Here is a 19,145-nt window from a genome sequence, read left to right as displayed (position 1 = left end):
AGAACGTCGCAATACACGCCAACCTTCCCCCGACCCACCGGACTTGACCGATCTTTGACGATCGGCCCACCAGGAGGCCCCCGCCGGGGCGATCCGGCGGGGGCCCGTTCGATCGTGGAGGGCCGGGCTACTTGCCGGTCTCCTTCTCGTACGCCTTGATGACCTCGTCGGTCGGGCCGTCCATCAGGAGCTCGCCCTTCTCCAGCCACAGCACCCGGTCGCAGGTGTCCCTGATGGACTTGTTGCTGTGGCTGACCAGGAAGACCGTACCCGCCTCCTTGCGCAGCTCACGGATCCGCTGCTCGGAGCGGATCTGGAACTTGCGGTCGCCGGTGGCCAGCGCCTCGTCGATCATCAGGACGTCGTGGTCCTTGGCGGCGGCGATGGAGAACCGGAGCCTGGCGGCCATGCCGGAGGAGTACGTCCGCATGGGGAGGGTGATGAAGTCGCCCTTCTCGTTGATGCCGGAGAAGTCGACGATGCCCTGGTAGCGCTCCCGGATCTGCTCGCGGGTCATCCCCATGGCGAGACCGCCGAGGATGACATTGCGCTCACCGGTCAGATCGTTCATCAGGGCCGCGTTGACGCCCAGCAGGGACGGCTGGCCGTCGGTGTAGACCTTGCCGCTCTCCGCCGGCAGCAGACCGGCGATCGCGCGCAGCAGGGTCGACTTGCCGGAGCCGTTGGTGCCGATCAGCCCGATGGCCTCGCCGCGGTACGCGGTGAAGGTGACCCCCCGGACGGCATGGACCTTGCGGACGCCCCGCGACTCCCCCTTGTCGCGGCGGAGTATGCGGCTGAGCGCGGCGGTGGCGCTGCCCTTGCCGCCGCCACCGCCGTTGACGCGGTACACGATGTGCACGTCGTCGGCGATGACCGTGGGGATACGCCCCTGCGTGTTGTCCTCAGCCACGGCCGTAGCGCTCCTCAGCCTTCCAGAAGTAGACGAAGCCGACGACGCCCAGGAGGACGGCCCACACCAGCGCGACCAGCCAGACATGCGCGGGCAGGTTCGAGGAACCGTAGCCGTCGATCAGCGCGTACCTGACCAGGTCCATGTAGACGGCGGCCGGGTTGTACTGGAGTACGTCGGCGATCCAGGAGGGCCTGCCCTCAAGCATCAGCGGGATCGAGAACATCACGCCCGAGGCGTACATCCAGGTGCGCATCACGAACGGCATCAGCTGGGCGAGGTCGGGGGTCTTGCTGCCCAGCCTCGCCATGATCAGCGCGAGCCCGGTGTTGAAGACGAACTGGAGCGCCAGCGCGGGCACGACCAGCAGCCAGCTCAGGGCCGGGTAGCTGCCGAAGGCCACCGCGACGACGACCAGCACGATCATCGAGAAGAGAAGCTGCTGGAGCTGCTGGAGGGAGAAGGAGACCGGCAGCGAGGCCCGGGGGAAGTGCAGGGCCCGGACGAGCCCCAGATTGCCGGAGATGGCACGGACGCCTGCCATCACCGAGCTCTGGGTGAAGGTGAAGACGAAGACCCCGGTGACCAGGAAGGGCACGAAGACATCCTGGGGGATGCCCTTCTTGGTCCCCAGGATGAGGCCGAAGATCAAGTAGTAGACAAAGGCGTTCAGCAGGGGGGTCGCCACCTGCCAGAGCTGGCCCAGCTTCGCCTGGCTGTACTGGGCCGTGAGCTTCGCCTGGGAGAAGGCCAGGATGAAATGACGCCGGCCCCACAGCTGCCGGATGTAGTCGCGCAGCCCTGGCCGGGCACCGCTCACCGACAGACCGTACTTGGCGGCGAGATCCGCCGCGGACAGACCGTCGTCGGGCGACGGGGGGGCGCTCACAGCGATCGCACCCTCTTGGGTTGTGTCACTCACAAGTTGAAACTTTCGTGTTCAAGATGCGCAGCCGGTCGGGCGCGGGCGCGGACGGCCCGGCCCCGGGGGGGTAAGAGGCAGGCGGCCTCTTGTCCGATGCTCTCAGAACCGAGCTTGTCAGATGACAGGCGGTCGGCCCAGCCGGGTCAGCCGCCATACCGTACGCCACTTCATCGGACGGCGCGGCCCGCACGGGGTCGCCCAGCCCTCCCTGAACCCGCCGAACCACGCCTTCAGCGCGCTCGGGGAAGGGCGCCGGACCAGGGTGAGCAGGACCCATACGCCGAGATAGAACGGGACGACGACGGCGGGCAGATTGCGACGGGCGAGCCAGACCCGGTTACGGGCCACCATGCGGTGGTAGACCGCGTGGCGGGAGGGCGGCATGGTCGGGTGGTTCAGCACCATGTCGGCGCGGTAGTCGATCATCCAGCCGGCGTCCAGCGCCCGCCAGGCGAGATCGGTCTCCTCATGGGCGTAGAAGAAACCGCCGGGCAGCGCGCCGACCTCCGCGAGGACCTTCGTCCGTACGGCACTGGCGCCGCCGAGGAAGGTCGTCACGCGGGAGGAGCGCAGCGGGTCCGAGGCGCGCAGCCGCGGGACATGGCGGCGCTGGGTGAGACCGGTCTCCGGGTCGGTGATCCGGAAGCTGACGATCCCCAGCACGGGATCGGCCGCGAAGGCCCCGCGGATCAGCTCGGTGGTGTCGGTGTGGGGCAGCAGACCGTCGTCGTCCAGGAAGAGCAGGGCGTCCACGTCCGAGCCGGCGGTCCCGAACGCCTCGATCCCGACATTGCGGCCGCCGGGGATACCGAGGTTCTCGGGCAGCTCGACCGTCCGTACGCCGTCGGGGACGGCGCCCACGGGGGCGCCGTTCCCGACCACGACGATCTCGACCGGGTCGCCGTTCTGGCGGAGGACGGAGTCGATCAGCGCACGCAGTTCGCCGGGGCGGTCACCCATCGTGATGATCACCGCGCCGAGCCGCATATCGCTCACCTCAGCCTGCTGGACGCCAGGATGGAGACCAGATGCAGCAGGGTCTGTACGACGGCGATTCCGGCCAGGATCGCGACCCCGAGGCGGGTGAAGAACAGATCGCCCCTGACCGAGTCCAGGATCGCCAGGAGAAGGATCAGCAGGGACGCCTCGATCCCGAGGATGAGCCGGTGGAACTTCAACGCCCCGGCGGCTCTGCGGGCCAGCGCCATACCGGACGAGCGCGGCTCGGAGGCCGCCTCCTTGACCGGAGCCAGTCCCTGCTGATGACGGGCGACGCCGACCAGGTCGGTCTCTGCCTTGACCATGATGGCGCCGAGGGCGGCGAGCGTACCGAGGAAGGCCCACAGCCAGTCGATCCGTCCGGTGCCCCACAGGTCGGCGGCGCGCAGCCCGAAGCCGAGCAGAACGGCGGCATCGCACACGTAGGCGGCGACCCGGTCCAGATACACCCCGGTCATCGAGTACTGCTTCTTCCAGCGGGCGAGCTCGCCGTCGACGCAGTCCAGCAGCAGATAGAGCTGGACCGCCAGCACGCCGAGCACCGCGCCCGTGATCCCCGGCACCAGGAGGGCGGGGGCGGCGAGGGCACCGGCGACGGTCATCACGTACGTCACCTGGTTGGGCGTGACCCGCGTGTTCACCAGGTACCGGTCGACGCGCAGCGAGATCTCCCGCATGTACAGGCGCCCGGCCCAGTGCTCACCGCTGCGCCGGTCCTTGACCCCCTCCGGGTGTACGACCGGGCGGAGTTCAGCTACTGATGGTCTTGGCATAGTCGGCGTACGCGTCCCTGATCTGGTCGGTGGACAGGTCGAGGTGCTCAAGGATGGTGAAGCGGCCCGGACGGGTCTGCGGCGCGTAGGCGACGGCCCGTACGAACTCCCCCACGGTGAACCCGATCTCCTCGGGCAGCACGGGCAGCCCGTGCCGGTGCAGCACCTCCGTGAACAGGTGTGACTCCTCATGGGCGCCGCGCAGATGCATCGCGAAGGCGGCGCCGATGCCGACCTGTTCGCCATGGAGCGCGGCGCGCTTGGGGTAGAGCAGGTCGAAGGCGTGACTGATCTCATGACAGGCACCGGACGAGGGGCGGGTGTCCCCGCTGATCGACATGGCGATACCGGTGAGCACCAGCGCCTCCGCCAGGACGGTGAGGAACTCGTCGTCGCCGACCCCGCCGGGGTGGCGCAGCACGGCCTCGCCGGCGGTACGGGCCATGGCGGCGGCCAGTCCGTCGACCTGCTCGCCGTTGGTGCGGTGCGACAGCTCCCAGTCCGCGATGGCCGAGAGGTTCGAGATGGCGTCGCCGATGCCGGACCGGACGAAGCGGACCGGTGCGTCCCTGATCACATCGAGGTCGATGACGACGGCGATCGGGGTGGGGACGCCGTACGAGCCGCGGCCGTTGTCGTTGTCGAGCGTCGCGACCGGTGAACACAGGCCGTCGTGCGAGAGATTGGTGGCGACGGCCACCATCGGCAGGCCCACCCGGGCCGCCGCGTACTTCGTCACGTCGATGATCTTGCCGCCGCCGAGGCCGACCACGGCGTCGTACCGCTTGCCCTTGATGTCGTCCGCGAGCCTGACCGCCGAGTCGATCGTGCCGTCCGCGACCGAGAACCAGTCCGCGCCCGGCAGGTCCGGCGCGAGCCGCTCGCGCAGCACCTGTCCGGAGCCGCCGCTTATGGCCACGGCGAGCCGGCCCGAGCTGGAGATCCGCTGGTCGGCCAGGAGTCCGGCGAGATCGTCCAGGGCGCCGCAGCTGATGTCGACGACGACCGGGGACGGGATGAGCCGGGTCAGTACTGGCACGCGATCTCACGGCCCTTCGCGAGGTCGTCGTGGTTGTCGATCTCGACCCAGGGGATGTCGCCGATGGGCGCCACGTCGAGGGTGAAGCCGCGGTTCACCAGCTCCTGGTAGCCGTCCTCGTAGTAGAGGTCGGGGTCGCGCTCGAAGGTGGTCTTCAGGGCGTCGGCGAGGTCCGCGGCGGCCTCGGGCTCGATCAGGGTGACCCCGATGTACTCGCCGGTGGCGGTGGCCGGGTCCATCAGTTTGGTGATCCGGCGTACGCCCTTGGCGCCGTCCGTGATGACCTTCATCTCCTCGTCGGCCAGCCGCTTGACCGTATCGAGGGCCAGGATGATCCTGCGGCCCTCACCGCGGGCGGCGAGGAGGGTCTTCTCGACAGAGACCGGGTGGACGGTGTCGCCGTTGGCGAGGATCACCCCTTGCGTCAGCACATCGCGCGCGCACCAGAGGGAGTAGGCGTTGTTCCACTCCTCGGCCTTGTCGTTGTCGACGAGGGTGAGCTTCAGCCCGTACGTCTTCTCCAGGGCGGCCTTGCGCTCGTACACGGCCTCCTTGCGGTAGCCGACGACGATCGCGGCCTCGGTGAGGCCGACCTCGGCGAAGTTGCCGAGCGTCAGGTCGAGGACCGTGGTGGTCCCCTCCCCCGCCGGGTCCACCGGCACGAGGGCCTTCGGCAGCGTGTCGGTGTAGGGGCGCAGACGCCTTCCGGCACCGGCGGCGAGTACGAGGCCGATCATGCGGGTTCTCCTTCGTCGTGTACGGCGGGGGCTCCGGAGGACATCCAGAACCGGATGGACTCCGTGAGCGCGACCAGCGCCACGGCGGCGGCGAGCACCGTCAGTTCCAGCGGGAAGTCGAATTCGCGCGTGGAGAGGGCGGCGGCCAAGGTGACCAGCAACGTACGGCCCTCGTGTCCGCCGAGTGTCCTGACGAGGCGGCGGGGCGGGGCGCCGGCGCCGCCGCGGATGCGGTACACCGTGTCGTAGTGATGGTAGGCGACCGCCGCCACCAGCCCGAATGCCGCGGGCAGCGCGCCGGGCACATCGGCGCGGGCGGCGAACACCAGGATGGTGGTGTACTCGGTCGCCCGGAAAACCGGTGGGATCAGCCAGTCCAGGGCGCCGCCCATCCGGCGGGCGACGGCGAACCCCGAGGTCAGGACGTAGACCAGAGCGCCAAGAATGAGCACGGGGCTGTCGAAGGGCGCGTAGCCGGGCCAGGGGCTCTTCAGCGGCGCGAAGGCCGCCGTGGCGACGACCACGACGCCGCCGGCCAGTGCGATCAGGAATGGCAGCACGCCGGGGAGGACCCGGGCCGGGCGCCGCAGCACCCGTGCGACGAGCTCGGCGAGCGGTCCGGAGTCGGCGAGGTCCGCGAGGGCCTGGGCGGCCCGGTCGGTACGGGTGGCCCTGCGGGTCACCGAGCGCATGACGCGGCCGGCCGTGGTGTAGCAGGCGGCGAAGGCGCAGCCGATGAGCAGCGCGTAGAAGACGATCCGGGGCGTGGTGACGGCCGTCAGGACGGCGATCATCGCCCAGCGCTCGCCGATCGGCAGCACGATCATCCGGCGCACCCAGACCGTCCAGCCGACGCTGTCGAGCTTGCTGGAGAGGGCGGCGGTGGGGGTGCCGACGACGGCCTTGCCCTCGGCGTTCGCGGCCGTGGCATCGACGTTCGCCTCGTTGAACGAGAAGTCGACGACATGGCGGCAGGTCTGGAGGACCATCGCGCCGAGGGCGAGCGCCCATACGTCGTCGCCGCTTCGCGCGGCGCCGAGCGCCAGGCCGGCGTAGAAGGCGTACTCCTTGGCGCGGTCGAACGTCGCGTCCAGCCAGGCGCCCATCGTGGAGTACTGGAGCGAGTAGCGGGCGAGCTGCCCGTCGGTGCAGTCCAGGACGAACGAGAAGAGCAGCAGCGCGCCGGCGGCGACATAGCCGCCGCGGGTGCCGGTGGCCGCGCAGGCCGCCGCTATCAGCGCGGTGACCAGCGACGCGGTGGTGACCTGGTTGGGGGTCAGGCCGCGGCGGGCGCACCAGCGGGCGAGATAGCGGGAGTACGGGCTGATGCAGAAGGTGGTGAAGAAGCCGTCGCGGGCCTTCACGGCGGAGCGCAGCCGTACGGCCTCGTCGTCCACGGCGGCGACGGCGGCCTCGGCCCGTTCCCGGGCGGCGGCGTCGGCCGGTACGGCGGCGACGAGCGAGCCGAGCTCGGGTCGGGTGACGGCGGTGCCGCCGGCGTCGAGCGCGGTGGCGACCCGGTCGGCGAGCGGTTCACACGGAGCCACGGTCGTGGCGGCGGTCCGCTGCGCCTCCGCCGGGGCGCCGACCGGCTGGGGGCCGTCCTCGTCCCCGTCCAGGGCCGTCATGGCGCGCAGCAGCGCGGCACGGGCCCCCGGCTGGGTGGTGAGCGCGCCGGGCACCGCGGCGGCGGGGAAGCGTGGGTCGGTCAGGGCCAGCCGCAGGGCGTGGACATGACCGACGAAGCGGGCGTCGACCAGGGCGACACGCTCGGTCGCGGGGGCGGCGGCGAGCAGGCCCCGGGCCTCTTCCGCGCCCGACGCGGTACGCACGTCGAAACCCAGCGACCGCAGATCGCCTTCGAGCGACGATCCGGGTACCGGAGGACCGGTGAGGATGGCGGTCGACAGACGAACTCACTCCTTGGCGCTGACAGGGCTGGGTGCGCGGCGAACGCCCCGGGATGCGGGCTGCGGCACGTCGGCAGAGGCTATCGGATGAACGGAAGACCTAGTTCACCGACCGTTTACGCCCCGGACGCCATGGTCTGGGCCGGGAACAGCCCGCGTGGAGATCATCATTGTCGATCGACGGCCCGCCCCACAAACCGTGGGCGCCGTGGACAGGGCCATGATGCGAACAGGACATGAGCGGGGGATGCCGAGCGGCGATCGCAGGGCGCCGGAGTGTCCTCGTAGCGGAGCTACCAGGACATTTCGGAAACGCGGAGAGCGTGCGTGCCGGGCGTTCCCGGGCAGACGGGACTTCGGACCTACTCGTCTAGGGTGACGGCATGACATGGCTGATCACAGGTGGAGCGGGCTATATCGGGGCACATGTCGCGCGGTCCATGGCCGCGGCGGGCGAGCGGGTCGTCGTGCTCGACGATCTGTCGACCGGTGTCGCCGACCGGCTGCCCGCGGAGATCCCGCTCGTACGGGGCTCCTTGCTGGACAGGGGGCTCGTCGACCGTACCCTCGCCGGGCACGGGATCACCGGAGTCGTGCATCTCGCGGCGAAGAAGCAGGTCGGGGAGTCCGTCGAGCAGCCGCTGATGTACTACCGGGAGAATGTGCACGGGCTCACGGTGCTGCTGGAGGCCGTGGTGGCGGCGCGGGTGCGGCGCTTCCTCTTCTCCTCCTCGGCGGCCGTGTACGGCGTGCCGGATGTGGAGTTGATCACGGAGCGGACGCCCGCCGTGCCGATCAATCCGTACGGCGAGACCAAGCTCGCGGGCGAGTGGCTGGTGCGGGCGACCGGGCGGGCGCACTCCATCGCCACCGGCTGTCTGCGCTACTTCAATGTGGCGGGCGCCGGGCGCCCCGAGCTCGCGGACACCGGAGTGTTCAACATCATCCCGATGTTCTTCGACCGGATCAGCCGGGGCGAGGCGCCGCGGATCTTCGGCGCCGACTATCCGACACCGGACGGCACCTGCGTCCGGGACTACATCCATGTCGCCGATCTCGCCGAGGCCCATCTCGCCACCGCCCGGTGGCTGGCCGGCCAGGAGGGCGCCCGGGATCTCACGGTCAATATCGGCCGCGGTGAGGGGGTCTCGGTGCGTGAGCTGGCCGATCTGGTGGCGGAGGTGACCGGCGACCGTACGGAGCCGGTGGTCGAGGCTCGCCGCCCCGGCGACGCCGCGCGGGCCGTCGCCTCGGTCGGGCTGATCGCCGAGGAGCTGGGGTGGACGGCGAGTCGCGGTGTGCGCGAGATGGTCGAGTCGGCCTGGGAGGGCTGGCGGCTGCACCATCCCGCAGCCTCGGTCGGGTGACCGTGCCGCGCTCTGACCTGCGGCCATTTCCGCAGGTCAGAGCATATGACAACGGTGTTCAGTGCCGTGTTGCCGGATACCCCCCGCCCGTAGTTCACTGACCTCGTCGGCAGTTCGTCCAGACGACCGGGAGGCGTCCTCAATGGGGGCAGGGCACAACCACGGGCACACGCACGGAGGACCACCGGCGGGCACCACGACCGCCGCGTACCGGGGCCGGCTGCGGATCGCTCTGTCGATCACGCTTTCCGTGATGGTGGTGGAGATCATCGGCGGTATCGCCGCCGACTCCCTCGCCCTGATCGCGGACGCGGCGCATATGGCGACGGACGCGGTGGGGCTCGGGATGGCCCTGCTGGCCATCCACTTCGCCGCCCGGCCCGCGGACGAGACCCGCACCTTCGGTTTCGCGCGGGCCGAGATCCTCGCCGCGCTGGCCAACTGCGTGCTGCTGCTCGGGGTCGGCGGCTTCCTGCTGTACGAGGCGATCGAGCGCTTCCTCGTACCGCCCGAGACCAGGGGCGGGCTCACGATCATCTTCGCCCTGGTGGGTATGGCCGCCAATATGGTCTCCCTCTCGCTGCTGATGCGGGGGCAGAAGGAGAGCCTCAATGTGCGCGGGGCGTATCTGGAGGTCCTCGCGGACACCCTGGGATCGCTCGCGGTACTGGTCTCGGCCGTCGTGATCCTGACCACAGGCTGGCAGACGGCCGACCCGATCGCGGGCCTGCTGATCGGGCTCATGATCGTCCCGCGTACGGTGAAGCTGTTGCGGGAGACGTTGAACGTCCTGCTGGAAGCGGCGCCCAAGAACGTGGACATGAATGAGGTACGCGCACATATGCTCGCACTGCCCGGAGTAGATGACGTACACGATCTCCATGTCTGGACGATCACGTCCGGGATGCCGGTGCTCTCCGCGCATGTGGTGGTGGACCAGGACGCGCTGGACACGGTGGGGCACGAGAAGATGCTCCATGACCTGCAGGGATGTCTGGGCCATCACTTCGATGTCGAGCACTGCACCTTCCAGCTGGAGCCCCGGGGCCATGCGGAGCACGAGGCGAAGCTCTGCCACTGACGCCCACGGGGCGAACGGACATGCCCACGCTCCCGAAGTGCGGACACGAGGCTTTTGTACGGCAGACTTGGGCCCCGAGGCCCGATGCGAAGGATGGTTATGCCGACCACACCAGTCACTGCGGCGAACAGCTCGTCGAACGGCGCACAAGAAACGATCATGCTGGAGCTGGTCGACGAGCACGGCAATACCATCGGCACCGCCGAGAAGCTCTCGGCCCATCAGCCTCCGGGCAGACTGCACCGGGCGTTCTCGGTCTTCCTCTTCGACGAGCAGGGCCGGCTGCTGATCCAGCGCCGCGCGCTCGGCAAGTACCACTCCCCCGGTGTCTGGTCGAACACCTGCTGCGGGCATCCGTACCCGGGCGAGGCGCCGTTCGCCGCCGCCGCCCGCCGTACCCATGAGGAGCTGGGCATCTCGCCCTCGCTGCTCGCCGAGGCGGGGACGGTGCGCTACAACCACCCCGACCCGGCCTCGGGGCTGGTCGAGCAGGAGTACAACCATCTCTTCGTCGGGCTCGCGCAGTCCGCGCCGCGGCCGGACCCCGAGGAGGTCGGCGAGACGGCGTTCGTCACCCCGGCGGAGCTGACCGAGCGGCACGGCGAGGCCGCGTTCTCCGCGTGGTTCATGACCGTCCTGGACACGGCGCGGCCGGCCATCAGAGAGCTCACCGGGTCTGCCGGGGGCTGGTAACACTTCCTCGCGGCGGCGGCTCATCGGGCGCGACCGGCGACGGGAAGGGCAGCACCGCCCAGACGATCTTCCCGCCGCCGGCGGTGTGCTCCACACCGCAGTCGCCGCCGGCCTCACGCGAGGTCTCCTGTACGAGCAGCAGCCCGCGCCCGCCCGTCCGGGCGTGATCCGTCTCCAGCGCCGCGGGCCGGTACGGATGGTTGTCCTCGACCGACACCCGGATCCACGCCGCGCCGATGGCGACCTCGACGGCGATCTCCGGCGAGAGCAGGGCCGCGTGCTGTACGGCGTTGGTGACCAGCTCGGAGACGATGAGCAGCGCCCCTTGGACCACCCCGTCCCTGACCGGTACGCGCTGACGTCTCAGCAGGTCACGTACGGCGTGTCTGGCCTGAGGTACGGAGATGTCGACGGCGGGTGCGGTGAACCGCCAGACCCCCTCGTACGACAGTGGCCGGGCCGGAACACTTCCGCGGCTCTCCATCGTGCGGCACCCACCCTTGCCTCGAACGGTGTCGTCCATCGGTACCGAGTCTTGGGACCGGCGCCGTCCGTACCGGAGTACTGAACAGAAGTCAGCCGGAATTGGCGCGTCGCGACCGCATTCGAGCGACACGACCGAAGACACGATCGCCTCTGCTCATCTGCTGACGATTTCGGAGCGGTTGCCGGTGTCACGGAGAGCGGCGATAGCATCCGGCGCATGGAGCCCCAGCTGCTGCACACCGTCGCGGACGGCATCGCGACCGTGGTGATCCACCATCCCGCCAAGCGCAACGCGATGACCGCGCGGATGTGGCGGGAGCTGCCACCGCTGCTCGGCGTACTGGCGGACGACCCCGCCGTACGGGTGCTGGTCCTGACCGGTGAGGGCGCCACCTTCTGCGCGGGCGCCGACATCTCCTCGCTGCGCGAGCCGGGCCAGGATCCGTCGTCGCTGGCGGTGGCCGCGGAAGAGGCGCTGGCCGCCTTCCCCAAGCCGACCCTCGCGGCCGTACGCGGCTACTGCGTGGGCGGCGGCTGCCAGTTGGCCGCCGCCTGTGATCTGCGGTTCGCCGAGGAGGGGGCGCGGTTCGGGGTCACTCCGGCGCGGCTCGGGATCGTCTACCCGGAGTCGTCCACCCGCCGGCTGGCCTCGCTGGTGGGGCCCGCCACGGCCAAATACCTGTTGTTCTCGGCCGAGTTGATCGAGACGGAACGGGCGCTGCGTACGGGACTCGTCGACGAGGTGCTGCCGGAAGGCGAGTTGGGCAAGCGGGTGGCGGAGTTCGCGCGGGTACTGCTCTCGCGTTCGCGGCTGACCCAGGCGGCGGCCAAGGAGTTCGCCTCGGGCCGTACGGACCGTGCGGCGTACTGGGCGGCGCAGGCGCGCGGCAGCGGCGACACCGCGGAGGGGGTCGCCGCTTTCCTGGAGCGCCGTGAGCCGCGCTTCAGCTGGACCTACGGACCCGCCGGAGCGGGCGGAGCTGTCACTGAAGGATGAGCGGGGCTGTCACTGAAGGATGAAACGGCTCCCGTCCCGCATCTCCGCGACCAGATCGGCGGGCGCCTTGTCCGCCGAGCCCGCGTCGTAGGGCGGCTGCGGGTCGTACTCCGTCAGCAGTTGGACGGTCTGGGCGAACCGGTCGCCGGCGAGCCGTCCCGCGAGGGTGAGCCCCATGTCGATCCCTGCGGAGACCCCGGCGGCCGTGACGTACTTGCCGTCGGTGACGACGCGTTCGCCGGTGGGCTCGACGCCGTACGTACGCAGTGTCTCCACGGCCAGCCAGTGGGAGGTGGCCCGGCGCCCCCGGAGCGGCCCGGCGGCGGCGAGCAGCAGGGAGCCGGTGCAGACGGAGGTGGTCCAGGTGGAGGTGGCGTCGGCCGCGCGCAGCCAGCCGAGAAGCGTCTCGTTCTCCATCTGACCCTCCTGGCCGGGCCCGCCGGGCACCACCAGCACGTCCGGCGAGGGGACCTCGGCGAGCGTCTTCCCGGCGACGAGCGAGAGAGAGCCGACGTCGTCGGTCACGGGCCCGGTCTTCTCGGCGACGAAGAACGTCTCGGCGCCGGGGGTGTAACAGAGCATCTGGTACGGGCCGACGGCGTCGAGCGCGGTGAAGCCTTCGAAGAGGACGATCGCGATCTTCATAACGGGCCTTTCGGTGGGGTTGCCGGGGGCACTGGTCAGTTCGCAACGAGTGCGACGGCAGTGGTCGGACGGAAGCGGCGGCGGTACTCGGCGGGCGCCGTGCCGAGGGCTCTGATGAACGCGCGGCGCATGGCTTCGGGCGTGCCGTAGCCGCACGCGCGGGAGATCTCCTCGACGCCGTCGGCGCTCTCCTCCAGCAGCCTTCTGGCGTGTTCGACCCGTACGCGCTCCACATAGCGGCCCGGGGTCATACCGGTCTCCGCCCGGAAGGCGCGCGCGAAGTGCCGTGGCGAGAGCCTGGCCCGCGCCGCCAGGGACTCGACCGAGAGATCGCCGCCGGGGTGGTCGCTGATCCAGCTCTGTACGTCGCGCAGCGGCTCGCGCTGGGCGGTCTGGGCGGCGAGCTGGGCGCTGAACTGCGCCTGGTTGCCGGGTCGGCGCAGAAAGACGACGAGATGGCGGGCCACGGTGAGCGCCGCCTCGCGGCCGAGGTCCTCCTCGACGAGGGCGAGGGCGAGATCGATCCCCGAGGTGACGCCGGCGGAGGTGGCGATCTCCCCGTCGCGTATGTAGATCGGGTCCGGGTCGACCTCGACGGCGGGGTAGTGCGTGGCCAGCAGGCCGGCGGCCCGCCAGTGGGTGGTCGCGCGGCGCCCGTCGAGCAGGCCCGCCGCGGCGAGCAGCAGGGCTCCCGTACAGATCGAGACGAGCCGCCCGGCGCGCGGCGCCCGCTCGCGCAGCCATGCGATCAGCAGCGGATCGGGGCCGCGGGTGCCGTTTCCGCCGGGCACGACGAGGGTGTGCGGATCGGGGGCGTCGGTGAGCGCGAGGTCGGGGACGAGGGTCAGCCCGCTGGAGGTCCGTACAGGCGCGCCGTCGAGAGATGCCGTACGGATCCGGTACGCGTCGCGGTCGCCGGTGGCGAGCCCGGCGCCGTGGAACACCTCCACGGGGCCGGTCACATCGAGGCTCTGCACCTCGTCGAAGAGGACGACGAGTACGGATCGTTCTGTCATGGTTCTCATCCTTGGCCCGACGGGCGGCGGCCGCAATGACGAATACCCCGCCTTCCCTGCCATTCCCTGCCCGCTGCCCACCCGTTCTGTCGCACGTACCGACCAGTCGGTAACGTACGGGCATGACCTCTCTGCCCGAGCGTGCCGCGCGGCGCTGTTACGCCGTCGTCAATCCGTTCCACTCGGCCCTCTACTTCTCGCCCGACCTCGGACGCGAGTTCGCGCGCGCCGGTCTGGACGACGCGCGCGCCGCCTACTTCGCGGCCCGCGCCGCGCCCCTGGGCCGGGCCGGCGCGGGGACCGTCACCGCGGCCTTCTACAACTTCCGGCACGATCTCGTCGCCCGGCACATCCCGCGCGCCTGGGAGTCCGTCTCGCCCGAGGACGCGCTCGACGCGCGGCTGCGGGCGGTCGACTCGCTGCTGCGCCGGCTGCTGGGCGAGGAGGTCCTCGCTTCGAAGGAGCTGGCCGAGGCGGCGGAGCTGGCGCTACGGGCCACCGAGGCGTGCGCGCGCCCCGCGCGTCCGCTGTACGCCGCCAACGCCGATCTGCCGGTGCCCGAGGCGCCGCATCTGGCGTACTGGCACGCGGCCACGCTGCTGCGGGAATACCGCGGTGACGGTCATCTGGCCGCTCTGCTGCGCGCCGGACTCGACCCGCTGGAGGCACTGGCCAGCCACACCGCCAGCGGCCGGGGCATGTCACCGAAGTGGGTCCTGGCCAGCCGGGGCTGGAGCCAGGAGGAGTGGGAGGCGGCCGAGAAGCGGCTGCGCGGGCGGGGGCTGCTGGACGACGGCGGTGAACTGACCGCGGCGGGTACGGAGCTGCGCAAGGCCCTGGAGGACGAGACCGACCGGCTGGACCGGGCACCGTACGAACATCTGGGGGCGGCGGGCGTGGCCCGCCTCACCGAGCTGGGCGGGGCCCTCGCGGGAGCGGCGCAGGCGGCCGGCGCGTTTCCCGCGGACCTCATCGGGAAGCGCTGAGGGCGGTGCCGCGACTGAAGCCCGCGGACAGTGTTTACCCGCGCCTCGAACGGACACTCGCTTAGGTAGGTGGTAGGCCGTGGTTCACCCCGTTCGAGGGTGCTCACAGCGCGTGCCCCGTACGCAGGCACCGGCCCGTACGCCGTGTGCGCGAAGCGCCCGACGCGGCCGACGACTCGACAGCCACCCGGAGGAGGTCCACGTGTTCAGTGCCATCGCCGATGTCCTTCGTGCCATCGGCTCCACGATCGCTTCCGTGGTGACGCTCCCCTTCCGCGCGCTCGCCCGTCTCTTCGGCGGCGCCGCACACGGATGAGGGTCTCCCGCCGCGGGCCCGATCGGTTCCCCGGCCCGGTCCCTCTTCGCTTCGGGACCGGGCCGAGGTCTGCCGTACGGCACCTTGCACCGGCCCGTCACCGCCGGTCGTGCCCGCCGATGTCGGTGCCACCTGCCACAATGCAGACGGCGGACCACTGAACAGCGGAGCGTGATCGTGACGACGTCCATCGAAGGCAGGATCGCCGGGGAACTCGGCGTACGGGAGCGGCAGGTGAAGGCGGCCGTCGAGCTGCTCGACGGCGGGTCGACCGTGCCGTTCATCGCGCGCTATCGCAAAGAAGCGACCGAGATGCTCGACGACGCGCAGCTGCGCACGCTTGAGGAGCGGCTGCGCTATCTGCGCGAACTGGAAGAGCGGCGGGGAGCGATCCTGGAGTCCGTGCGCGAGCAGGGCAAGCTGGACGACGCCCTGGAGGCGCGGATCCGGGCCGCCGACACCAAGGCGCGGCTGGAGGACATCTATCTGCCGTTCAAGCCCAAGCGGCGTACGAAGGCGCAGATCGCCCGGGAGGCCGGTCTGGAGCCGCTCGCCGAGGGGCTGTTGAGCGACCCGTCGGTGGAACCGCTCGCGGCGGCCGGCGCGTTCGTGGACGCGGACAAGGGGGTCGCCGACCCCGCGGCGGCGCTGGAGGGCGCCCGCGCCATCCTCACCGAGCGGTTCTCCGAGGACGCCGATCTCATCGGTGAGCTGCGTGAACGGATGTGGACCCGGGGCCGGCTCGTGGCGAAGGTGCGGGACGGCAAGGAGGAGGCCGGCGCCAAGTTCGCCGACTACTTCGACTTCGCGGAGGGCTTCTCCCAGCTGCCCTCGCACCGCGTGCTCGCGATGCTGCGGGGCGAGAAGGAGGATGTCCTCGATCTGGTCCTGGAGCCCGAGGAGCCATCGGAGCAGCCGGGCCCGAGCATGTACGAGAACATGGTCGCGCGCCGCTTCGGCGTGGCCGACCGCGGCCGTCCCGCCGACAAGTGGCTCGCCGACACGGTGCGCTGGGCATGGCGCACCCGCGTCCTGGTGCATCTCGGGATCGACCTCCGGCTCCGGCTGCGGACCGCCGCCGAGGACGAGGCGGTACGGGTGTTCGCCGCCAACCTCCGCGATCTGCTGCTGGCCGCCCCGGCCGGCACCCGCGCCACGCTCGGGCTCGACCCCGGGTTCCGTACGGGCGTGAAGGTGGCCGTGGTCGACGCGACCGGCAAGGTCGTCGCCATCGACACGATCTACCCGCATGTGCCCGCGAACAAGTGGGACGAGTCGCTCGCGAAGCTGGCCCGGCTCGCGAAGGAGCACTCCGTCGATCTGATCGCCATCGGCAATGGCACGGCGTCCCGGGAGACGGACAAGCTCGCCGGTGAGCTCTGTGCCAAGCACCCCGAGCTGAAACTCACGAAGGTGATGGTCTCGGAGGCGGGCGCTTCCGTGTACTCCGCCTCCGCGTTCGCCTCGCAGGAGCTGCCCGATCTGGATGTGTCGATCCGTGGCGCGGTCTCCATCGCACGCCGGCTCCAGGACCCGCTGGCCGAGCTGGTGAAGATCGACCCCAAGTCGATCGGTGTCGGGCAGTACCAGCACGATCTGTCCGAGGTGAAGCTGTCCCGTTCGCTGGACGCGGTCGTCGAGGACTGTGTGAACGGTGTCGGTGTCGACGTCAACACCGCTTCCGCGCCGCTGCTCTCGCGGGTGTCGGGCATCGGAGCGGGGCTCGCCGAGAACATCGTGGCCCACCGCGACGCCAACGGGCCGTTCCGCTCGCGGCGCGCGCTCAAGGATGTGGCGCGGCTCGGTCCGAAGGCGTACGAGCAGTGCGCGGGCTTCCTCCGTATCCGCGGCGGTGACGACCCGCTGGACGCGTCGAGTGTGCACCCCGAGGCGTATCCGGTGGTGCGGTCGATGGTGAAGAAGACGGGCAGTGAGGTCGCCTCGCTGATCGGGAACGCGTCGGTGCTGCGCACGCTGCGGCCCGACGATTTCGTGAACGAGTCCTTCGGTCTGCCGACCGTCACCGACATCCTGCGCGAGCTGGAGAAGCCGGGGCGTGACCCGAGGCCGGCGTTCAAGACGGCCACGTTCAAGGACGGCGTCGAGAAGCTCGGCGATCTGGCGTCCGGGATGGTGCTGGAGGGGGTCGTGACGAACGTCGCGGCGTTCGGCGCGTTCGTCGACATCGGGGTGCACCAGGACGGTCTGGTCCATGTCTCCGCCATGTCCAGGACCTTTGTGAAGGACCCGCGGGAGGTGGTGAAGCCGGGTGATGTGGTCAAGGTGAAGGTGATGGACGTCGACATCCCCCGTAAGCGGATCTCCCTGACCCTGCGGCTGGACGACGAGGCGCAGCCGGCGAAGCAGGACCGGGAGCGGTCCGGGGGCGGCGGGCGGCCTCCGCAGCAGCGGCAAGCGGGACGTGGCGGACGCGGGGGCGGTGGCGGACGCCAGGCTTCGGCCCCGCCTCCGGCGAACAGCGCGATGGCGGACGCCTTGCGGCGGGCCGGTCTGACGGATCCGAACGGCGGTGGCAAGCGGCGCTGAGGCGTCGCGGCGCCGGGCGCGGTGCGGGGGCTCCGGAGACGACCGGGAGCCCCCGCATCCGGCTCAGATCTCGATGACCTTGCCGTCCGCCACATCGAGACGGCGGGTCGTATGGACCGCGTTCAGCATCCTGCGGTCATGGGTGACCAGCAGCAGCGTGCCGTCATAGGAGTCGAGCGCCGATTCCAGCTGTTCGATGGCCGGCAGGTCGAGGTGGTTGGTCGGCTCGTCCAGGACCAGGAGATTGACGCCCCGGCCCTGGAGCAGCGCGAGCGCGGAGCGGGTGCGCTCGCCCGGCGAGAGCGTGGTCGCGGGGCGCAGGAGATGGCCGGACTTGAGGCCGAACTTCGCGAGCAGCGTACGGATATCGGCCGGTTCGGTGTCGGGGACCGCCTGACGGAACGCGTCCAGCAGGGTCTCGGGACCGTGGAAGAGGGCGCGTGCCTGGTCCACCTCCCCGACGACCACGCCCGAGCCGAGCGTGGCGTGGCCCGCGTCCAGCGGGAGGCGGCCCAGCAGGGCGGCCAGGAGCGTGGACTTGCCGCTGCCGTTGGCTCCGGTGATGGCGACCCGGTCCGCCCGGTCGACCTGGAGTGTGACCGGCCCGAAGTGGAAGTCACCGCGCGCCACTTCGGCCGCGCGGAGCGTGGCCACCACGGCTCCGGACCGGTCCGCGGAGGCGATCTCCATCCGCAGTTCCCACTCCTTGCGGGGCTCCTCGACCACATCGAGGCGTTCGATCAGCCGCTGCGTCTGGCGCGCCTTCGCCGCCTGCTGTTCGCTGGATTCGGCACGGAACTTCCGGCCGATCTTGTCGTTGTCGGCCGCCTTGCGCCGGGCGTTCTTGACGCCCTTCTCCATCCAGGAACGCTGGGTGTGGGCCCGCGCCTCCAGGGCGGACTTCTTGTCGGCGTACTCCTCGAACTCCTCACGGGCATGGCGCCGCGCGGTCTCGCGCTCCTCCAGATACGCCTCGTAGCCACCGCCGAAGAGTGTGATCTTCTGCTGGGCCAGGTCGAGTTCGAGCACCTTGGTCACGGTGCGCACCAGGAACTCGCGGTCGTGGCTGACGACGACCGTGCCGGCGCGCAGGCCCGAGACGAAGCCCTCAAGTCGGTCGAGGCCGTCGAGATCGAGGTCGTTGGTCGGCTCGTCGAGCAGGAAGATGTCGTAGCGCGAGAGCAGCAGCGAGGCCAGACTCGCGCGAGCGGCCTGGCCGCCGGAGAGCGTGGTCATGGGCTGGTCGAGGCCGACGGTCAGCCCGAGTGAGGCGGCGACCTCCTCGGCCCGTTCGTCGAGGTCGGCGCCGCCGAGGGCGAGCCAGCGCTCCAGACCGGTCGCGTAGGCGTCATCGGCGCCGGGCGCGCCGTCGACCAGCGCCTGCGTCGCCTCGTCCAGGGCGGTCTGCGCGGCGGTGACGCCGGTGCGGCGGCCCAGGAAGGCCCGTACGGTCTCCCCCGGGCGCCGCTCGGGCTCCTGGGGGAGGTGGCCGACGGCGGCGGTGGGCGGGGACAGCCTCAGCTGTCCGTCCTCGGGCTTGTCCAGTCCGGCGAGCAGCCGGAGCAGGGTGGACTTCCCGGCGCCGTTGGCACCCACGAGTCCGATCACATCGCCGGGCGCGACGACCAGATCGAGCCCGGAGAACAGTGAGCGGTCGCCGTGTCCCGCGGCGAGGTCTTTGGCTACGAGCGTGGCAGTCATCAGACCGCTGATCC

The 19,145-nt window shown here is 70.7% G+C and carries 18 protein-coding genes; 7 read left to right on the top strand and 11 right to left on the bottom strand.

Going from position 1 to position 19,145, the window contains the following annotated elements; genetic code table 11:
* Nucleotides 1-127: 127 nt before the first annotated feature.
* The 7 genes from IF11_RS0131550 to IF11_RS0131520 form a co-directional block, all read right to left on the bottom strand.
* On the bottom strand, nucleotides 128-913 hold the full coding sequence (locus IF11_RS0131550) for an ABC transporter ATP-binding protein (protein ID WP_030355206.1): 786 nt from the start codon (nucleotides 911-913) through the stop codon (nucleotides 128-130).
* On the bottom strand, nucleotides 906-1,835 hold the full coding sequence (locus tag IF11_RS0131545) for an ABC transporter permease (protein ID WP_030355205.1): 930 nt from the start codon (nucleotides 1,833-1,835) through the stop codon (nucleotides 906-908). The genes IF11_RS0131550 and IF11_RS0131545 overlap by 8 nt, the downstream gene beginning before the upstream one ends.
* A 117-nt stretch (nucleotides 1,836-1,952) precedes the next feature.
* Entirely contained in the window at nucleotides 1,953-2,825 is an 873-nt protein-coding gene (locus tag IF11_RS0131540) for a glycosyltransferase family 2 protein (protein WP_030355204.1), read from the bottom strand.
* A gap of 5 nt (nucleotides 2,826-2,830) precedes the next feature.
* On the bottom strand, nucleotides 2,831-3,610 hold the full coding sequence (locus tag IF11_RS0131535) for a CDP-alcohol phosphatidyltransferase family protein (protein ID WP_078491020.1): 780 nt from the start codon (nucleotides 3,608-3,610) through the stop codon (nucleotides 2,831-2,833).
* On the bottom strand, nucleotides 3,588-4,649 hold the full coding sequence (locus tag IF11_RS0131530; protein ID WP_030355202.1) for an iron-containing alcohol dehydrogenase family protein: 1,062 nt from the start codon (nucleotides 4,647-4,649) through the stop codon (nucleotides 3,588-3,590). Before IF11_RS0131530 ends, IF11_RS0131535 begins: the two co-directional genes overlap by 23 nt.
* A complete protein-coding gene (locus tag IF11_RS0131525) occupies nucleotides 4,637-5,386 on the bottom strand; it encodes a phosphocholine cytidylyltransferase family protein (RefSeq protein WP_030355201.1) in 750 nt (249 codons plus the stop codon). The genes IF11_RS0131530 and IF11_RS0131525 overlap by 13 nt, the downstream gene beginning before the upstream one ends.
* Nucleotides 5,383-7,296 carry a DUF5941 domain-containing protein gene (locus tag IF11_RS0131520; RefSeq protein ID WP_030355200.1) on the bottom strand — a complete coding sequence of 638 codons (1,914 nt, stop codon included), beginning with the start codon at nucleotides 7,294-7,296 and terminating at the stop codon, nucleotides 5,383-5,385. Before IF11_RS0131520 ends, IF11_RS0131525 begins: the two co-directional genes overlap by 4 nt.
* Nucleotides 7,297-7,679: 383 nt before the next feature.
* Here IF11_RS0131520 and galE point away from each other — a divergent pair, with 383 nt between their 5' ends.
* The 3 genes from galE (at nucleotide 7,680) to idi (ending at nucleotide 10,437) form a co-directional block, all read left to right on the top strand.
* On the top strand, nucleotides 7,680-8,663 hold the full coding sequence (gene galE / locus IF11_RS0131515; protein WP_030355199.1) for a UDP-glucose 4-epimerase GalE: 984 nt from the start codon (nucleotides 7,680-7,682) through the stop codon (nucleotides 8,661-8,663).
* Between the two features lie 142 nt (nucleotides 8,664-8,805).
* On the top strand, nucleotides 8,806-9,744 hold the full coding sequence (locus IF11_RS0131510; protein ID WP_030355198.1) for a cation diffusion facilitator family transporter: 939 nt from the start codon (nucleotides 8,806-8,808) through the stop codon (nucleotides 9,742-9,744).
* Nucleotides 9,745-9,843: 99 nt separating this feature from the next.
* The gene (idi, locus tag IF11_RS0131505) at nucleotides 9,844-10,437 is read left to right on the top strand and encodes an isopentenyl-diphosphate Delta-isomerase (protein WP_030355197.1); all 594 of its coding nucleotides are present in this window, start codon (nucleotides 9,844-9,846) and stop codon (nucleotides 10,435-10,437) included.
* On the opposite strand, the gene IF11_RS0131500 is transcribed toward idi, so the two are convergent.
* Nucleotides 10,412-10,921 carry an ATP-binding protein gene (locus IF11_RS0131500; RefSeq protein WP_051746390.1) on the bottom strand — a complete coding sequence of 170 codons (510 nt, stop codon included), beginning with the start codon at nucleotides 10,919-10,921 and terminating at the stop codon, nucleotides 10,412-10,414. The two genes, idi and IF11_RS0131500, sit on opposite strands and share 26 nt — an antisense overlap.
* 219 nt (nucleotides 10,922-11,140) lie before the next feature.
* Here IF11_RS0131500 and IF11_RS0131495 point away from each other — a divergent pair, with 219 nt between their 5' ends.
* Nucleotides 11,141-11,920, top strand: a complete 780-nt coding sequence (locus IF11_RS0131495; RefSeq protein ID WP_030355195.1) for an enoyl-CoA hydratase/isomerase family protein — start codon at nucleotides 11,141-11,143, stop codon at nucleotides 11,918-11,920.
* Nucleotides 11,921-11,929: 9 nt separating this feature from the next.
* Here the strand turns inward: IF11_RS0131495 and IF11_RS0131490 are convergent, their stop codons facing one another.
* The gene (locus IF11_RS0131490; protein WP_030355194.1) at nucleotides 11,930-12,565 is read right to left on the bottom strand and encodes a DJ-1/PfpI family protein; all 636 of its coding nucleotides are present in this window, start codon (nucleotides 12,563-12,565) and stop codon (nucleotides 11,930-11,932) included.
* A 35-nt stretch (nucleotides 12,566-12,600) separates the two neighbouring features.
* Nucleotides 12,601-13,581 carry a GlxA family transcriptional regulator gene (locus IF11_RS0131485; RefSeq protein WP_030355193.1) on the bottom strand — a complete coding sequence of 327 codons (981 nt, stop codon included), beginning with the start codon at nucleotides 13,579-13,581 and terminating at the stop codon, nucleotides 12,601-12,603.
* Between the two features lie 122 nt (nucleotides 13,582-13,703).
* Here IF11_RS0131485 and IF11_RS0131480 point away from each other — a divergent pair, with 122 nt between their 5' ends.
* From IF11_RS0131480 to IF11_RS0131470, 3 genes are all read left to right on the top strand, one after another.
* Nucleotides 13,704-14,567 (top strand): SCO6745 family protein, encoded by an 864-nt coding sequence (locus tag IF11_RS0131480; RefSeq protein WP_030355192.1) that lies wholly within the window; start codon nucleotides 13,704-13,706, stop codon nucleotides 14,565-14,567.
* A 202-nt stretch (nucleotides 14,568-14,769) separates the two neighbouring features.
* Nucleotides 14,770-14,883: an LPFR motif small protein gene (locus IF11_RS42815; protein WP_276311274.1), complete on the top strand. Its 114-nt coding sequence runs from the start codon at nucleotides 14,770-14,772 to the stop codon at nucleotides 14,881-14,883.
* Between the two features lie 177 nt (nucleotides 14,884-15,060).
* Nucleotides 15,061-17,430 (top strand): Tex family protein, encoded by a 2,370-nt coding sequence (locus IF11_RS0131470; RefSeq protein ID WP_030355191.1) that lies wholly within the window; start codon nucleotides 15,061-15,063, stop codon nucleotides 17,428-17,430.
* A 63-nt stretch (nucleotides 17,431-17,493) separates the two neighbouring features.
* Here IF11_RS0131470 and IF11_RS0131465 read toward each other — a convergent pair whose 3' ends face one another.
* Nucleotides 17,494-19,131, bottom strand: a complete 1,638-nt coding sequence (locus IF11_RS0131465; RefSeq protein ID WP_030355190.1) for an ABC-F family ATP-binding cassette domain-containing protein — start codon at nucleotides 19,129-19,131, stop codon at nucleotides 17,494-17,496.
* Nucleotides 19,132-19,145 lie beyond the last annotated feature (14 nt).

This window comes from Streptomyces scopuliridis RB72 (assembly GCF_000718095.1).
Lineage (GTDB): Bacteria > Actinomycetota > Actinomycetes > Streptomycetales > Streptomycetaceae > Streptomyces > Streptomyces scopuliridis.
Note: the sequence above shows the minus strand (reverse complement) of the source record. Positions and strands in the feature narration are given on the sequence as shown.

Excerpts from the sequence above, each read along its gene's own strand:
- IF11_RS0131495 (WP_030355195.1), top strand. The coding sequence starts at position 11,141 with ATGGAGCCCCAGCTGCTGCACACCGTCGCGGACGGCATCGCGACCGTG.
- IF11_RS0131535 (WP_078491020.1), bottom strand. The coding sequence starts at position 3,610 with ATGCCAAGACCATCAGTAGCTGAACTCCGCCCGGTCGTACACCCGGAG.
- IF11_RS0131500 (WP_051746390.1), bottom strand. The coding sequence starts at position 10,921 with ATGGAGAGCCGCGGAAGTGTTCCGGCCCGGCCACTGTCGTACGAGGGG.
- IF11_RS0131525 (WP_030355201.1), bottom strand. The coding sequence starts at position 5,386 with ATGATCGGCCTCGTACTCGCCGCCGGTGCCGGAAGGCGTCTGCGCCCC.
- idi (WP_030355197.1), top strand. The coding sequence starts at position 9,844 with ATGCCGACCACACCAGTCACTGCGGCGAACAGCTCGTCGAACGGCGCA.
- galE (WP_030355199.1), top strand. The coding sequence starts at position 7,680 with ATGACATGGCTGATCACAGGTGGAGCGGGCTATATCGGGGCACATGTC.
- IF11_RS0131540 (WP_030355204.1), bottom strand. The coding sequence starts at position 2,825 with ATGCGGCTCGGCGCGGTGATCATCACGATGGGTGACCGCCCCGGCGAA.
- IF11_RS0131465 (WP_030355190.1), bottom strand. The coding sequence starts at position 19,131 with ATGACTGCCACGCTCGTAGCCAAAGACCTCGCCGCGGGACACGGCGAC.
- IF11_RS0131480 (WP_030355192.1), top strand. The coding sequence starts at position 13,704 with ATGACCTCTCTGCCCGAGCGTGCCGCGCGGCGCTGTTACGCCGTCGTC.
- IF11_RS0131490 (WP_030355194.1), bottom strand. The coding sequence starts at position 12,565 with ATGAAGATCGCGATCGTCCTCTTCGAAGGCTTCACCGCGCTCGACGCC.
- IF11_RS0131510 (WP_030355198.1), top strand. The coding sequence starts at position 8,806 with ATGGGGGCAGGGCACAACCACGGGCACACGCACGGAGGACCACCGGCG.
- IF11_RS0131485 (WP_030355193.1), bottom strand. The coding sequence starts at position 13,581 with ATGACAGAACGATCCGTACTCGTCGTCCTCTTCGACGAGGTGCAGAGC.